General features: G+C 41.4%; 16 protein-coding genes. All 16 read right to left on the reverse strand.

The window, feature by feature from the left end; translation table 11 throughout:
• Positions 1 to 20: 20 nt before the first annotated feature.
• The gene (gene essC, locus AC27IJ_RS03640) at positions 21 to 4,265 is read right to left on the reverse strand and encodes a type VII secretion protein EssC (protein WP_487147515.1); all 4,245 of its coding nucleotides are present in this window, start codon (positions 4,263 to 4,265) and stop codon (positions 21 to 23) included.
• Positions 4,266 to 4,410: 145 nt separating this feature from the next.
• On the reverse strand, positions 4,411 to 4,692 hold the full coding sequence (locus AC27IJ_RS03645) for a DUF4176 domain-containing protein (RefSeq protein ID WP_312448606.1): 282 nt from the start codon (positions 4,690 to 4,692) through the stop codon (positions 4,411 to 4,413).
• Positions 4,693 to 4,712: 20 nt separating this feature from the next.
• Positions 4,713 to 5,483 carry a hypothetical protein gene (locus AC27IJ_RS03650; protein WP_312448607.1) on the reverse strand — a complete coding sequence of 257 codons (771 nt, stop codon included), beginning with the start codon at positions 5,481 to 5,483 and terminating at the stop codon, positions 4,713 to 4,715.
• A 6-nt stretch (positions 5,484 to 5,489) separates the two neighbouring features.
• The gene (locus AC27IJ_RS03655) at positions 5,490 to 7,157 is read right to left on the reverse strand and encodes a hypothetical protein (RefSeq protein ID WP_487147518.1); all 1,668 of its coding nucleotides are present in this window, start codon (positions 7,155 to 7,157) and stop codon (positions 5,490 to 5,492) included.
• Positions 7,158 to 7,319 (reverse strand): hypothetical protein, encoded by a 162-nt coding sequence (locus AC27IJ_RS03660; RefSeq protein WP_487147520.1) that lies wholly within the window; start codon positions 7,317 to 7,319, stop codon positions 7,158 to 7,160.
• The gene (locus AC27IJ_RS03665; protein WP_487147522.1) at positions 7,309 to 7,440 is read right to left on the reverse strand and encodes a hypothetical protein; all 132 of its coding nucleotides are present in this window, start codon (positions 7,438 to 7,440) and stop codon (positions 7,309 to 7,311) included. The genes AC27IJ_RS03660 and AC27IJ_RS03665 overlap by 11 nt, the downstream gene beginning before the upstream one ends.
• Positions 7,441 to 7,542: 102 nt before the next feature.
• Positions 7,543 to 8,178, reverse strand: coding sequence for a hypothetical protein (locus tag AC27IJ_RS03670; protein ID WP_487147524.1), 636 nt, complete (start codon positions 8,176 to 8,178; stop codon positions 7,543 to 7,545).
• Between the two features lie 1,322 nt (positions 8,179 to 9,500).
• Positions 9,501 to 10,091, reverse strand: a complete 591-nt coding sequence (locus AC27IJ_RS03675; RefSeq protein WP_487147526.1) for a type VII secretion protein EssB/YukC — start codon at positions 10,089 to 10,091, stop codon at positions 9,501 to 9,503.
• 110 nt (positions 10,092 to 10,201) lie between these two features.
• On the reverse strand, positions 10,202 to 11,023 hold the full coding sequence (locus tag AC27IJ_RS03680) for a DUF975 family protein (protein WP_312448613.1): 822 nt from the start codon (positions 11,021 to 11,023) through the stop codon (positions 10,202 to 10,204).
• A gap of 397 nt (positions 11,024 to 11,420) precedes the next feature.
• Positions 11,421 to 11,732 (reverse strand): RNA 2'-phosphotransferase, encoded by a 312-nt coding sequence (locus AC27IJ_RS03685; protein ID WP_331655787.1) that lies wholly within the window; start codon positions 11,730 to 11,732, stop codon positions 11,421 to 11,423.
• A 141-nt stretch (positions 11,733 to 11,873) separates the two neighbouring features.
• Positions 11,874 to 12,242 (reverse strand): hypothetical protein, encoded by a 369-nt coding sequence (locus AC27IJ_RS03690; protein ID WP_312448614.1) that lies wholly within the window; start codon positions 12,240 to 12,242, stop codon positions 11,874 to 11,876.
• Between the two features lie 9 nt (positions 12,243 to 12,251).
• On the reverse strand, positions 12,252 to 14,411 hold the full coding sequence (locus tag AC27IJ_RS03695; RefSeq protein WP_487147530.1) for a hypothetical protein: 2,160 nt from the start codon (positions 14,409 to 14,411) through the stop codon (positions 12,252 to 12,254).
• 14 nt (positions 14,412 to 14,425) lie between these two features.
• A complete protein-coding gene (locus tag AC27IJ_RS03700) occupies positions 14,426 to 15,559 on the reverse strand; it encodes a type VII secretion protein EssB/YukC (protein WP_312448067.1) in 1,134 nt (377 codons plus the stop codon).
• The gene (locus AC27IJ_RS03705; RefSeq protein ID WP_312448069.1) at positions 15,556 to 15,804 is read right to left on the reverse strand and encodes a hypothetical protein; all 249 of its coding nucleotides are present in this window, start codon (positions 15,802 to 15,804) and stop codon (positions 15,556 to 15,558) included. Before AC27IJ_RS03705 ends, AC27IJ_RS03700 begins: the two co-directional genes overlap by 4 nt.
• Positions 15,773 to 16,351, reverse strand: a complete 579-nt coding sequence (locus AC27IJ_RS03710; protein WP_487147533.1) for a hypothetical protein — start codon at positions 16,349 to 16,351, stop codon at positions 15,773 to 15,775. The genes AC27IJ_RS03705 and AC27IJ_RS03710 overlap by 32 nt, the downstream gene beginning before the upstream one ends.
• Positions 16,352 to 16,418: 67 nt before the next feature.
• A complete protein-coding gene (locus tag AC27IJ_RS03715) occupies positions 16,419 to 16,715 on the reverse strand; it encodes a WXG100 family type VII secretion target (RefSeq protein ID WP_312448074.1) in 297 nt (98 codons plus the stop codon).

A 16,715-nucleotide genomic window follows, 5' to 3' on the forward strand; every position in this document is an offset into this window, starting at 1 on the left:
TTTTAATACGCACACTGGTTCTACGCTTTTGGAATCCGAACTGCTGCGACTTTCCCCTTCCGGTATAAAATACCTTCATTGGTTCCCGGCGTCAACTCCACTGGAGCTGCATTCAAATGCCCCTGCGGGCTGATTAAGATTCCATTGGGTGACCGTTTGAACACTTCTGTAACCGGATCGCTCCCATAAAACTTATTTAATGGATTGGTGGCTATAAGAAAAATCCCCACCATCGCCGCACGATTTAACATATCCGCGATTTCCTTTTCCGCCGTGGTCTGACGACTGTAAAAGACAGTCAAATCGTCAATGAGAAGGATATAGGGCTTTCTTCCCAGGATCACCTCTTCTTCCTTTTCCGGCGGCTGGCTTCCGATTTCCTTTTCCCGCTCTATCACTTCCCGTTCCAGATCGTCCATAAATGCCACGAACTGATCTAAGTTTTTGATAAACCGGACTCCTTCCTTTGCCTCATATTCTTTTAAATCCCTGGCTGGGGAATCAAAGACCACAATCTCTGCCTTTCCTTCCATCTGATGAAGAAATACCTTCAATAAATTCGTCTTTCCGCTTCCGGCATTCCCAAGAATTGTAAATGGAGAATCTGTTAGACGAATGCCTTCCAATGTGACATGTTCTGTTTCCAGTCCTATGTACAGATCAAGATGGGGATTTCGGAATGCTCCAATAGAAACAAGATTTACCTCCTCCGGCATGACCGGCATATGAGGGGCTTCCTCACCCGGATAGTTCTCCCGGATGTCGTCCAATAAACCATTAATTCCTTCCCGGTATTCCAAATCATTTTCAAACGGAACCATGCTGTAGATCTGCATACAGCTGACCCGTTCCCCATATTTGACCATAGCCCTTCCCTTGACTTCCGGAAGGGTATAAGGGCTCCTTCCGACCAGGGACATGATCTCATTCTTTTCAAAGTTAAAGCCGGCCACTTTATTTTTGAAGTTATTAAAGGTTGCACCCCGGATGGCATTGTTTCTTGTTGCTGTAATGACAAAGTAAATACCAAGGCTCACCCCGTCCCTCGTAACACGGGTGAAATATTCTTCTTCATCAAAGCCCATTTCTTTTACCGCATCAAAGTTGTCCACTAAAATCACCCAGACACAAAGCGGTTCCTCCGCTGTCTGATTATAAACGGAAATGTTCTGGGCATAGGTCTCTGCCATCTTCTTTTTCCTTGTTTTAATTTCCTGGCTTAACAGACGTTTGAATTTTTCATACCGTTCCGTATCGTCTAACGTGATATATTCGGCAGTATGAGGAAGCCTCCGAAGAGAAATCAAGGCATTATTTCCAAAATCCAGAACAAACAGATTCACTTCGTTCACATGGTATCGTCCAGCCAAACCGAGGGCTATGGTAGTCAAAAGCACACTCTTTCCATATCCGCTGGAAGCGATGTACATAAGGTTTCCGTTCTCTGTAAAGGATAAGGAGTATTCCTCCTGTTTCTGCTCTTCCGGGATGTCCACCATTCCGATTGGAACCGAGATGGAAAAATCCCCCATCTCCCGTTCTTTTCCTACCATATGAGGGCTTACCATGATCGGTTTTAATCCGGGAAGCCATGGCTTTCTGACTGCAACAGCCTCCTCCTTTTCATACACCTCATGGATATGGGAAATGGTCGCGTCTAGCTGGGTTTCCCTGGCAGCCTTTTCTGCCTTAGAGCCTCCTAAATCATGATTGACCAGCATTCTCTGCCCCAGATCATTTACCAGATAAACACGATTATCAAGCGTAACTTCTTTGTCCTGTTCTTTTGCATAAATTGCTCCGCTCCAGGCTGACTGGAACAGCTCATAAATTTCATTGTTTCCCACCTGTAAATACGCCCTCCCGGCCTGGGTAATGCTGGCAGCATCCGGAGTTTTTAAGATTTCTTTACTGTCTCCCTCATCCTGCACTTTTAAGGCCAGCTTAAACTTGGAATTGGTCCAGATCTGGTCATCTACCACTCCCGTAGGCTTCTGGGTAGCCAGAATCAAATGAACGCCTAAGCTTCTTCCGATTCGGGCCGTAGAGACCAGTTCCTTCATGAACTCCGGCTGTTCCTTTTTAAGCTCCGCAAATTCATCACTGATTAAGAACAGATGGGGAAGAGGCTCCCTTACCTTTCCTTCCCGGAACAGGCTCATATACCCATTGATGTGGTTGACATTATTTTCACCAAATAATTTCTGTCTTCTTGCCAGTTCACTTTTAATGGAAGCAAGGGCACGCATACTTTCGCTTCCGTCTAAGTTGGTGATCGTTCCCAACAGGTGAGGGAGGTTCTTAAATAAGCCAGCCATTCCCCCGCCTTTATAATCGATCAGCAGAAATCCCACTTCATGAGGATGAAAATTGACGGCAAGAGACAGGATATAGGACTGGATGATTTCGGATTTTCCGGACCCGGTGGTTCCCGCCACCAGACCGTGAGGACCATGCGCCTTTTCATGGAGGTTTAATTCTACAATATCATCTTCCGCCCGAACTCCTAAAGGAACTGCCAGTGATTTTTCTGCAAAGTGTTCCTTCCACCGTTTCTTTATTTCCAGTTCTTCCGGTTCGGATACATGGTAAAGATCAAAAAATGTAATACTCTCTGGAATCCGGCTGGTTACTCCAAGCAGATGATTCAACACTCCCAAGTCCCTGGCAAACAGTTCTAAATTTACCTTCGTCTCTTCCGGCAGAGTGATTTTTTCATTGCAGTATTCCTTTTCCTTTAAAAGCAAAGTCCCTTCCCTGGCATGTTCCAACAAAAGCACGGTTCCCATATATTCCGGAAGGTTGGCTCTTAAATAGCTGGTATAGATGATGGAAAATCCAAGCTGATCTCCCGCTCCGTTTAAATATTCCATGATCGAATGATCCATGATGAACTTTGGTTCATCAATCACAAATAGGTAATGAGGGGAAAACCTTGCTTCCTTCTTGTTTTCTTCTAATTTCTGCTTTCTCTCTTTTAAGATCTGGTTCATACTATTTAAGATCTGGTCCCTGGCCTTTTCAGAATGAATGAGCCCCCGCACATGAAGCACGGATGACTGACAATGGGGCAGCCATTTCATCCAGGCAAAGTCGGATTCATGCTTCTCATCGTACAGAACAAGGATCTGCAAGTCCCGATAGCTTTGCAGGGCAGCCAACTGGCTGATGTACCGTTTTAGCTGCTGGTGTATGATCTTTTTATCTCCGGCAAGTCCCAAATGAGCCCGTTTTAAATCCACTGCTACGTCTTTCCAGATCAGACCATACTCCTCTTTTAAGGCTTCTGCTTCTTTATACAGCCCGTTTTCCTGATCCTTTGAATCCGCCTGTGGAAGCTTTACTTCAAAGGAAACCGGGCCATAGCTCTTCCCCATGGAAAAAGTCAAAAAGTCCCGGTCAGTGGAAAGGTGCTCATAAATCCTGCTGTCATAACGGTGGACCATGCGGTTTAACTCTGCCAGTTCCGGATAATTATACCGGTAAGCCTCTTTTTCCCGTTCGTAAGCATGGTAAAGCTCTTCCCGTTTCTTTAGCAGATATGCTTCATATCTTTCTTCATTCTGGCGGTTGGTTTCCAGTCGTTCCTGTCTATCACTAAAAAAGCGGATTACCGATACCACTAACGTGATTCCCGTTGCAGCAACACTCATTAAAAGATATTTCCCCCGTCCCATCATCATGCCGACACCGACCGTGACGGCTGTCGTTGCAAGCGGCGGGAGCAGCATCATAAGAAGTCCTCCCTTTTTCGGTGCGATTTGTTCCGGCGGGCCCTTAATCTCCACTGGATCTGAGGGGACCCGTTTGATGATTCGGGGAGAGCGTTTGTAATCCGGAAAACCTTTATAAGGAAGCTCATCCTTTTCCATCGGGGGAAGAGAGGTTTCATAACGGTCCTTTTCCCCATAGATTCGGATATGGTCCGGATAATGCACAAGCTTTACTCCTGCGAGGAATAAACAGTCTCCTTTTAAAATGCGTGCGGAATTTTTTAAGAGCCTCCTCCGGTTTAAGTAGACCTTTTCTTCCTCAATTTCCCCAGTAATTAACAGAGTTCCCGAACGAATTTCGATAATCAGTCCAGTATCCGGCAGTCTTACATCTCCATCTTTTCCGAGAAACAAAACCTCCGGCCGCTCATACGCACAAAATGTATCTGTTATAGACAAAATTCTCGCTGCTTCCCAGGTTTTCATTCCTTCTGTCTGTCCCTCAGGATATTCTTCGTACCCGTCTTCCCCAAAGCAAAGCGTAATCTTCATATCTCCGCCCACTCCTTATCTATTTTTGCCTATCTCTTGTTATCTTTTCTTTCCACATACCGTCTCTTCTCCAATTCCCCTTCTCAAAGCTGCCACGTTTCTGAGACTTTCCATTCAGGGAATAACATCCAAAAAGAGTTAAAAGTTAATTTTCAGTATTACCTGCCTGTTCCGTCAAGGTTTCTAAATAAGATAAATAAGTTTCTTCATCTACATCACTATATCCTCTAAAAATGATTTCCTTGATGTCCTCATGGTTAAACAAATAACAATATTCCTCATTAATATTACCTTCTGGATACAAACAGGCCACATAATCATAGACTTTCTGGGTCTTTGCTTCGATCTGCTTTCTTCCATAAATCATGATTTTCTTTTCGCCATTCTGCAGTAGCACGATACTTCCTAACGGTAATAAATTTGTCATACTGAATACTCCTTTGCATTTTAAAATGAAAGCTTTCGCCTTATACCAAGCCATTTTATAAACTCATTTATGGGCCGGTGTGATATAACCATCACTTCTTTCAGAAAATGAACATCCATGTGGGCTACAAGACAGATTCCGTCCTTCTTGAATACATGATACAAACCCTTTGTTTGTCCTTTTACTTCCACGATAAATTTTGTCGGATCTTCCCAAAGGATGGAAACAATCATCTCTAATTGCTTTTTAGAAACTCCAAATACTTTCGCATATTGAGCAATTGCTTCTTCTGGCTTTTCATCATACAAATCATAAAAAGCATAATATTGTTTCAATGGTACCGTAATGAGAAACGGAGGGAGTAAATCATCTAAAAATCCTTCAATCCCCATAAAATCTATCAAAGAAGAGTTTAAATCAGATATATCAAAAAAATTTAAACAAATATTCTCTCCTTTCCCTGAAAATATACCGATATGTCCTTTCTTGACAGAAAATATATCAATCATCTCAACTGCTGATTCCCCATTTTCTTCCACGTCTATCACATGCAGGATACGACTATCTGAAAAATCAAAAACTTTTTGATAAGGCTTAATCTCTTTTGCAAGGTTAAAATCACCATTACTATCTTGATATAAAAGCGATTTACTGCACAACGATCTTATTGTTTCTGCGTTTTCTTTCTCGTCGACCTGCGTATTATAATTAAAGAGGCTATTCTTAATTGTTATAGATTTTAAAAATTGGTTCAGCACCCATAGTTCTTTTTCTGTAATCTTAAATTCCATACGTTATTACCCTCCCCAAACAACACTTGGCTGTTTGAAAAAATTAGATATTTCATTCATTGCATTCCCTATCCCCTGATTTATATTATCATATAAATCTACTGCGCTACGCGCAATTCCTTCCGTTGCATCCCCAACCTTTTCTTTCGTCCATTCGCGTAGAGTTTGATTCTCATTTACTTTTATCCAATCAAAAGCTTTATCCACTATAACTGAACTGGCAACACCTACCACAGCGCCAACTACAGCTCCTGCCCCTGCTCCCACCACAGTGCCTGCTCCTGGAACAATAGAACCAACGATACCTCCAACTGTTGCCCCCACTTTGGCTCCTGCCATTGCAGAAACTGCATAAATGCCTACTTCAACTCCTGCATTTCCAACACGCCTTGCAACTGATTGATCCTGATTTTCATAAAATAATTCTTTTCCAACAACTATAGCCCCTCCAGCTACAAAAAGAACAGATCCAACCTTTTCTAAACCCGCTTTCAACTTTAACATTTTTTTCAGATTGTTAGCTTTAGGATATTTTCCATTTCCCAGATTTGTTGTCAAAAATCGCGTACCATTCCCTGTATTCATCACTCCCTTAATTATTGTATATTTTCCCTTTTCCACAAACTGTATCTTTTCCAAAGTTTTCGCACTAATGCCAAAGGTATTGATAATCGAATATTTTAAAAAACTACTCATCAAATCTGTCGAATTAGAAGCATAATCAATCAAATCACCTACTTGATCCGTGCTTTCTTTTAAATAGCCCAAAATGTTCTCTACTACTTCATTTAATATTATTTCTGTATTGATTGGATTCGTTTCCTCCTCCAATGCCCATTGTAACTCTTTTTTAATCAATCCCTGAAACAATGCCTTATCTTCTTCACTATTTAATTGACTCCATATGTAAAGAATCTGTCCAATCTTAAGATTATCCTGTTCTATTTCAGCCCGGCGGATGTTTCGCTCTTTCATTTCTTCCCAAGCCGTATAAACTTCTCCAATAGAAATTCCATACTCCGTTGCCAGCTTAATCTGTTCCTCCGTAAGCCCATCTTCTTTCAAGCGGTCCATTGTCATCACTTCAAATTCATGAACCCATGTATAATCCAATGAAGCGAAATTAATAGTATTGGTACTTGGATTATAGCTTACCTTTTTGATCTCCGTATCCGCCCGATCCAGGACATTCTGTATCCCCGTTGCCCGGTCATAAATCCCTCCTGTGGCCTGTACAAAAACATCAATAGCCACCAGTTTGCTGTTGATATCCCGCATCATTCTCCGGCACCGGCTGATGACGGAACTTCTGGGATGCTCTCTGTCATATTTACGATCCAGGCGGTCTTCCCAATAATCAAATTCCTCTTCCAGCAGATCTTTATCCAGACAATTGACACTGGGAAGACGCTGGGCCTCGCTTCGGAATCTGGCATTTCCATTCTTCATCGCTTCGATCCATTGAAGCTTTGTATTGAGATAAGGCATCTCTACTTCCACCGCATAGCTTCTGGCACTGTCCCAGGCTTGTCCTTTTAATGATAATCTCCCAACAGTTCCAAGCATTCCAAGCGATGTCCTGATTCCTCTCACATTCTCTGCCAGACGGTCCAGTTCCCGATCTGTCACATTGGCCCGGTCGATGACACGTCTGGGATAAATATTCACACCCATTCAGCATTCCTCCTCTACAAATTTCCGCAGTTCTTCTTCATACCGTTCCTCACAGCAAGCAGTTTCCTTCCGAATATACAGGTGCTTTTCAGCAAGTGCTTCTTCCTGACGGCGCAGCTCCCTATACTCTTCCTCCACGGATTCCTCAAACTCACTCCTCATACTTCCGGAATCCTGGCATTCTCCCCAGGAACAAGAAGCCGTTCCACATGCCCCCGGTCCTTTCCACTCTCTTCTCGTGTCCGTGTTCTCTCCTCCTCAAACCGATGAGCTTCCCTTTCATAGATTTCCCTCTCCTCTTCCAGACGGTTAAGTTCCGTTTGATACCAAGTTCATATTCTCCAATATATAATAAAACCTTCCTATGCGCTTCTCGGTAGAATACTTACTCAAAAATCACTGTATCCAGCAATACTGTGGTTGCATTCTCCTGACTTCCCAAACTGTCTGTACTTACATAAATTTTAACTTGATCCGAATCATAGACAAACTGTATACGTCGGAAATAGTTATCTTCGTCTTCAAGCGTTGGTATCTGCAACGTTGTTAACAGCGTTGGTTCACCACCAGCCAGTGGTTTTTTATAAACCTTCTTTTTGAAATAATAGTACAGGTCACCTCCATGTATTAGCAACGCATATTCTTGCTCTCCTAACTCTATTTTCCTCGGAATCCCTGTTTCAGAAAAAGTGATAATATCACTTGTAATCACCGCTTTATCTCTAAGAGTATGGGCTGCCTTTTCCCATATGGTAATGATACAATAAGAGGTAGATTCATCCTTCAATATCCGTAAGTTTTTAATATCGTACTCAGCACGATCAGGAAATGACGCGATTATATTCTGCTGTTCGTCCAGAAAGCAAATCAGTTTATCCTCTTTATTATTTTTTATAAACAAACCTTTCTGAACTTCTATAGGTTCATCTCTTTCATCCCAACCAATATCTTCATATAACAACATATCTTGAGGATAATCATTTTCAAATTTAAAAATCCCTTTCTTCGCATATACATCCACGGAACATCCAGTTAAGCTTATAAGCAAACTACTTGCGAATAGAAATAACCATAGATGCGAACATTTTCTCATTCCCCTTAACAAACTCTTCATATGTTTTAATATCATTCTTAACCCCATAATCATCATTATAAAATTCATATTTCCCGTCCCCCGCCTCCACAAATGTAACATAATGGGCACTCGGCTCGTTTCTTATATAAACTACGATGTTCACATCTCCCGTAAAATCATCATTAAACGAAGATTTTACTCCACCAAGCAGCCCTGATACTTTTTCAGGTGTAAACGAGGTGACAGTATAGTCCACTTGATATCCGAAATCTTCAAACAGCTTTCCAATCCCATACGGATTCGTCCCCAACGTTCCTCCCATCAAAACTCCGTTTTTCTCATAACTCCTGATAATATCTTCTGCTTTTTGAGGATTTCCCAAAACCTGGAGCGCATTATATGTTGCAATCCAGCCACACCCATTATTTTCACTGGTGTTATTTCCATATTTGTACTTGTACATCTCATCTTGATCAATAATCATTCCCTGATAAAGTGCCTCTTCTGGAATGGATAAATCTTTATTATACTTATAATTTGAAGCACTTTCATCTTCTGAAATATGATATTGATTCATACCAGGGATTTTCTCCATCACATCGTCCCATACTTTATCTCTACTGCTCTTCCATAGCAATCCAATTTCTGATATGATATTTTTCTCTTTCCCTTGCCTGATCCATTCATAGATTTCCTGCAAATTTTCCTTATTGCTATGTACAACTTCCTTCCAATCAACCGATTCAAATCGTTCCGCCTTTCCCGCCACATAAAGCAGTTCGACTACATCATGCCTCCATTTCTTTTTCTTGGAGTTCTGTACGGTTGTCCACGCAGAGCATACTTCCTGTACTGTAAAGCCGTATTTCATAGCTTCCCTGATCTGCTCTTCCGACAAGCCAGTGACCTTTACTGCCTCCATCACATCTACCTGTTCTAATCCTTTCAAGCAAATGGCACTGACAGAAGTAAATTGGATCTCATTCGTCTGCGGATTATAGCTTACCTTTTTGATCTCCGTATCCGCCCGATCCAGGACATTCTGTATCCCCGCCGCCCGGTCATAAATCCCTCCTGTGGCCTGTACAAAAACATCAATAGCCACCAGTTTGCTGTTGATATCCCGCATCATTCTCCGGCACCGGCTGATGACGGAATTTCTGGGATGCTCTCTGTCATATTCACGATCCAGGCGGTCTTCCCAATAATCAAATTCCTCTTCCAGCAGATCTTTATCCAGACAATTGACACCGGGAAAGCGCTGGGCCTCACTTCGGAATCTGGCATTTCCATATTTCATCGCTTCGATCCATTGAAGCTTTGTATTTAAGTAAGGCATCTCTACTTCCGCCGCATAGCTTCTGGCACTGTCCCAGGCTTGTCCTTTTAATGATAATCTCCCAACAGTTCCAAGCATTCCAAGCGATGTCCTGATTCCTCTCACATGCTCTGCCAGACGGTCCAGCTCCCGGTCTGTCACATTGGCCCGGTCGATTACACGCCTTGGGTAAATCTTCACACCCATTCAGCATCCCTCCTCTACTCGCTTCCTGTATCCGAACTCTGATATTCAATCCCAAGCTCATCCGCATGGCCGCATCAATAGCCTGATCCGCTTCCAGCCTTCCAAGATAAATCCAGTAATCCAGCAGGTTTTCATCCCCTTTATAAGAAAGCCGGGAAATTAAGCGGTCTTTGGTTTCTGCCGGAAAGCTGTCCACAGACTGTCCGCGAATCGCTACGACCGCCAGTATATATTTTTCATGACGGTCTAATTGTTCTGCCAGAATCTTTTCCAGGGCATCGATTACTCCTGTTAAGTCATTTTCCAGATAAGCCCTCTGCACGTAAGCCAGCATCTTTCGGCTTCATCTGCCAGTAGTTCAAATAGAGCAAAAGCCAGACAACAAGACACTTGAAACAACAGCAACCCACATGACCACAGCCTGACTGTGATGTTTTCTTTTTCCTACAGAGAGATACTCTCTTTTTCATCTATAGAACTGGTATCGAGCATTTCACTCTCCTTTTTTAAAGACAAATAAAATTCAGCCAAGACGCAATTTAAATAAGGAAAAAAGTATAAAAACGACACCCCAAAAAGGAAAACACATAAAAAGAAAAAAGCGTCCGGTATCTCAAATACGAATATACAGGAAAGCAGAGTTAATTCCAAAAGGAACCATATAGCAAAACTCAAATAAATCCTTACCAGCTTAATTTTATGTCCCCGCATCAAATGAGTGCTTTCCTTAATTACCATAAAAATTGATTTATCCAGAGATTCCATCAGTATAAATTCTGCCGGAAATAGATTCAAATTTAGAAGCAGTGTTGGTATTCCAAGAATAATACTAAAAGTAAGCTCATCACTGACAATTGGAACATAGACTGATAAATTTAATAAGTATGCCCCTAAATAACTCAATGCCATTTTAACAAAATAAATACCTGCAAATTTGCGAGGTGAATTTACAAAAGGATAAAAAATATCTGCTACCTGAATCGATTTTCTTACGCCTAAATTTAAACACATTTTTTTAAATCCGATTTTAAAAATGCTGATCAAAAACAGTATAATAATATGTATCAACAGCACAGAAAAAAATCCGCTCCAAAAAAATTCATTCCTGCTGGATCTGACTTTTAGAAAAATTGTATCTACAACATTTTTTCCTATTCTTCTATAAATCATGTCAACCAATACAATTATAAAATATGCGAATATAAGCACTTTCAAATACCCTTTTAGACTTTCCCTGGCCCGCTTTTTTAATCCTGATATTTTCATAAAATCATTACCCCATTCTTTGGTTTGTGGCATAAATGTTGCTAAAACTTTAAAGGATCATTCATTTTTTGCTAAACCAGATAACCAGCAATATAATTATCCCAAACCATAAAAGACTAAAATTTGATTCAGATAATCCCAGGGTTGTAAAAGCTGCACGTCCTGATTTCAGCGTCAATCTAGACATATATATGGCAATTAAAAAAATACAAAATTCTATTATTTTAAATATGACTCTTTTCACACAATACTCTTTTCTCTTTTTGATTTAATCACAAATCAATTCATTTTATTCTTCCAGCTATACGTGTCTGATATTATTCTCCAAACCTTATTGACTCAACTTTCCCAGCTTGAAAACCGCTGCTAAAGCAGCGTATTCAAGCAAAACAATGGCTTATTTATAAATATTGCCATGAAATAAAAATTCTGGGGGCATCTTATCTTCTTTAATAATTTTCATAGGTATAGAATGTCTATAAAATGCTTTGATTTTACCATCATAAATTTCATGTCGCTTCTTTTCTGATATTTCAATCATTTCCATTAAATCTTTCTCAGTAAGATGTTCCCATTTTGATGTTAGGTGTAAAGAAGATAATAATTGCTCTAGTGGTACATCACCGTTTTCATCCATCTCCAGTTCATACTCCCATGGTGCATGACGTAAAGCATAAGATACTTCTTTACTTAATTCAGAATAATTCATGATTTCACTTCCTTACCCTATTCCAATGAGTTCTTTTATAGCGCTAATAAACCACGACCAAAAGTCATCAAATTCTTGCCTTCTTTCAAATCCTTCTGAAAGGTATCTCCATCATTATGCCCGCCTCCCCGTCTCTTCACATTATTCATATGATATATATACATTATTATTTTCTTCAATAGATTTTTTAAATAACTCAAGTATTTCTTCAAGTATTTCCTCTTCCAAGTCATCAAGCTTATACTTATCTATACTTTTAAATTGTTTGTAAGCATCTTCAATATTATCTACTAACCAAGGACTTTCATCGTACCACCCTATATTAAGATTATAATAATATGCTAATGCAGTCCATTTACCTTCTACAGGAGTAATTTGCTGCATTATATTATTAAAATAGCCAGACCAGATACTTATTTCTGACTTTTCATTATTTTTTTGAACAACAGTAAAAATTATCTCTGGTTCTCCCTCAAATCCTAAGTAGTATTTATTATTTATATGTCCCATTGTTCCTCCTTATTTTGCTTGGTAATGACCATTTTGTAACATCTGCTTTTGTGCTTCAGTAGCAGTTCCTGCTTGATTAGCCTTGACTGCTTGATTCCATGATGGCTCATTAACCCATGAATCTCCAACTTTTACCTCTACTACTTTTTGCACACCATTTGCATTACCTGGTGTTGTTTTTGTAACTACCCACGTAGTTCCTCTATCATATTGTACAGCTCCAGGTGTCTCAGTATGCCATCTTGCTTCATAGCTATAACTTCCATCATTCCATTTATATTTTATTTGTTGGTAGCCATTTTTAGATTGTGCAATTACTTTAGTATTTTCAGGTATATTAATTGGCGAACCACCATTATTTCGAATATCTGTTGTTATTTTTGTTAAATCATCACCGGATAAGGAATCAAACTTTACATTATCATATTTAGTCTTCCCTGTCCCCTCAATTATATCATCTACATTCCCAACCACCTCATCTATCTCTTTTACTATCTCTCTCGAACCACCCTCATATGCTCCTATCCCTTTTATATAATCGTCTGCATACGGAGCAATAATTACTTTTACTTTTTCAACAACTGCGTTTAAACCAAACAGGATTCCCTCACCTGCAATACTCCATGCCCCTTCTTCCCCAATGCTCAGGACAGTGTTCTTTGCGACCTCTTTCGTACTTTTCCCGTCCGCTATGTCACTTATTGTCCCGGGAACCGTTTGAAAAGAGACTCCACCAATCCAGCCAGCCAGGATATTCTTCAAATTCACCACTGGGATCTTTGACAATACCGGTACCTTCGATAAGATCTCCCCTCCCTTTGCAATTCCCTGGCCGACAACCGGGATATTTAATACGGCACTGCTCAGTGCGGAATATGATATCACTGATCCTGCCGCAGTTCCTGCGAACGTCCAGTTCCTAAACTGGTCTTTGGAATACGATAAATATTCTGAGACATTTCCTGCTGTATCTTCTCCCATCCCGTACATCCCGGCGAGTTTTACCTCTCCCCAGTTTGAAATTCTTTCAAACAGAGGAATTGCCGCTAAGGCATGAAGCCCGATTCCCTGAACTGCATCTGTCTTATTCCTCAGTTTCAATAAATCAGAATACCGGTTCCAAACTTCTTTGCCTTCCTCCATCAGATTTATTTTTGCTATCTCTTCGTAATTGGGATTGTTTGAAAAAAGTCCTTCCCTGCCGCTTCCTTTTCCCCAGAACTCCTTCATCATTGTTTTAGCAAGAGAAACCTCCGCACTGCTCAACTTATATCCGGGACTTAGCCACTGATGGATCAGTTCATCTTCTCTTCCATGTTTGACCCATTCATAGATTTCCTCCATATCTTCTCTGCTGCTATGTACGACCTCTTTCCAATTAACCGGTTCTAGCTTTTCCGCTTTCCCCGCCACATAAAGCAGTTCAACTACATCATGCCTCCACTTCTTTTTCTTGGAGTTCTGTACGGCTGTCCACGCAGAGCATACTTCCTGTACTGTAAAGCCGTATTTCATAGCTTCCCTGATCTGCTCTTCTGACAGGCCAGTGACCTTTACCGCTTCCATCGCATCTACCTGTTCTAATCCCTTCAAGCATATGGCACTGATGGAAGTAAATTGGATCTCATTCGTCTGCGGATTGTAGCTTACCTTTTTGATCTCCGTGTCCGCCCGGTCCAGAATATTCTGCATCCCTGCTGCACGATCATAAATTCCTCCGGTAGCCTGCACAAAGACATCAATAGCCACCAGTTTACTGTTGATATCCCGCATCATTCTCCGGCACCGGCTAATTACTGAACTTCGGGGATGCTCTCTGTCATATTCCCGGTCCAGACGATCCTCCCAATAATCGAATTCCTCCTCAAGCAGATCCTTATCCAGACAGTTCACCCCAGGAAGACGCTGGGCCTCACTTCGGAATCTGGCATTTCCATTCTTCATAGCTTCGATCCATTGAAGCTTTGTATTTAGGTAAGGCAGCTCTACTTCCGCCACATAGCTTCTGGCACTGTCCCAGGCTTGTCCTTTTAACGACAGTCTCCCAACATTTCCAAGCATTCCAAGCGATGTCCTGATTTCTCTCACATGCTCTGCCAGACGGTCCAGCTCCCGGTCTGTCACATTGGCCCGGTCGATTACACGTCTGGGATAAATCTTCACACCCATTCATCATCCCTCCTCTACTCGCTTCCAGTACCCGAACTCTGATATTCAATGCCAAGCTCATCCGCCAGGTTTTTAATCTTTTCTTTTAATGAATTCATCTGGTCAGACTTGATTTCCCCGGAAATCGTAGTATCTGAAGAAACAGACTCCAACTTCTGCAAATAAGCATAAAGAAGCAGCTGGTTATCCGACATCCGCATGGCCGCATCAATAGCCTGATCGGCTTCCAGCCTTCCAAGATGAATCCAGTAGTCCAGCAGGTTTTCATCCCCTTTATAAGAAAGCCGGGAGATTAAGCGGTCCTTGGTTTCTGTCGGAAAGCTGTCCACAGACTGTCCGCGAATTGCTACGACCGCCAGTAAGTATTTTTCATGACGGTCTAATTGTTCTACCGGAATCTTTTCCAGAGCATCAATTACTCCTGTTAAGTCATTTTCCAGATAAGCCCTCTCTGCACGTAAGGCAGCATCTTTCGGCTTCATCTGCCAGTAATTCAAATAGATCAAAAAGCCAGACAAAAAAACACTTGCAACGACAGCAACCCACATGACCACAGTCTGACTGTGATGTTTTCTTTTTCCCACAGAGAGATACTCTCTTTTCTCCCAATCCCGTTCCGCCAGATAAATTTCCCAGAGCCGGGTTTCTGCCTCCTCTATATCATTCAGTTCTAATAAAAATCTGGTTTTTTTCTGTTTTTTTAATAGCTTCAATCCGCCATTCCTTATATGTTCATAGGAATACCTCTTTTGAAGCAGAAATCCAGCCAGCGCTTTGATCTCCTGGAAAATTTCTTCCGTTTCTATCTTGCCACCATTAATATCCCGTTTCAAAATACGGACTCTGTCCTGACTGTCTAAAAATAAGTTATCTGGATTCAAGGAAAAAGAATAATCCGGACTCTCTGCAATCGCTTCCAATACCTGTAACAGAAAGCCATACCGGACTGAACTTTTCATGGTCCTGGCATCAGAAATCGGACGCATTCCTTCCATATCAAAAGTAAATTTCAATTCGTCATAGGTTTCTTCCACCGTACAGGGTATAAAATAGAACCGGGCCGTCTCCAGCTTATGATACTGATATGGATTCCCTGCATTCATATCACTTTTCTTCTGATGCAATTCCACTGCTTTTTCTTCTGTCATATCCCCATCACCTCAATATAAATAATATCTTCCGTCTGGATCTTTGCCTGTTTGAATGTCAAAAAGGAATTGACAAAGCTCCCCAGTCTCCAGGACCGGGCTGAAATCGTTTCCTTTCCGCTCTGGTAACGGATCTGTCCATTTTCTGCAAGAACCTCCAATACATCCCGGATCCTCTGCTCCGGCTTCACCATGATATCCAGAACCGTTCCGCTATTCATCATAACGATTGTCAATGTCAGCAAGCTTTTTCTCCCTCCCCTTCTTTTTATACCTTCCATAAAAAGTCCCCACCACCAGGACCAGAAAACAGGCTGCAAAAACAGCTGCCACATTCTGCCAGGACAGACCAGATTTGCGGGCAGGGGCCGCTTCTTTTCCAGGAAGAACTGTAACAGAAAACACACTGCTCCGGATTGTTTCAAGCTCCTGCTCCCCCATATTTCCCGATGATAAAAATACGTTCTCCAGGTAATAGTTCTCCTTTTGTTTCTCTTCTGCCTGATACTCCCGGATCCGTTCCTCTGTCTCCGGCGCAAAGATCCGGATTCCATACCGGTCCGATAAAGCGATTTTATTTTCTGAACTATTCCGCTCTGCTAATACCGATAAATCAAGGGTTAAATAAGCATCTTCATCCATAGGGCGGTCCATAGTTTCTTCCTTTTTTTTGGCGACTTCAGTTCCTTCGGTTTCTTTTACATCTTCCGGTTCTTTCAAAAGACCATTCTCCTTATCTGGTCTTTCTTCTGATACTTTTTCCGCTATATATTCCAGTCGTTTTCTTTCCATGTACTTTTCCTTATAAATAAGGGATGTGAATTTCTCTTCACATCCCTCATTTCTTTTTGTTACCAATTTACTGTTTGGAGTTGGCACTGGCCGCTGCTGCATCTGCTTCATCGTAGAAATTGGCATTTGCAATTAATCCGTTCGCCACATCTTCAATCAGTGTCTCAATTGCCTGAAAGCTGGGAGCCAGCTGCTGATACCGGGCAATATATGCATCAGAACCAGAGCCCTGCCATAATTCCGGCAGTTCGCTGTTAATGACTGCATCCAAATAGCTTTTCATATCATGGAACTTGTCCTTTCCATTGCTGCGAAAAGCTTCTGCCTTGGATCTGACATCATCACTTCTAATTCCTATGTTCAT

The sequence above is a fragment of the Lacrimispora sp. YZC11 genome (assembly GCF_057543815.1).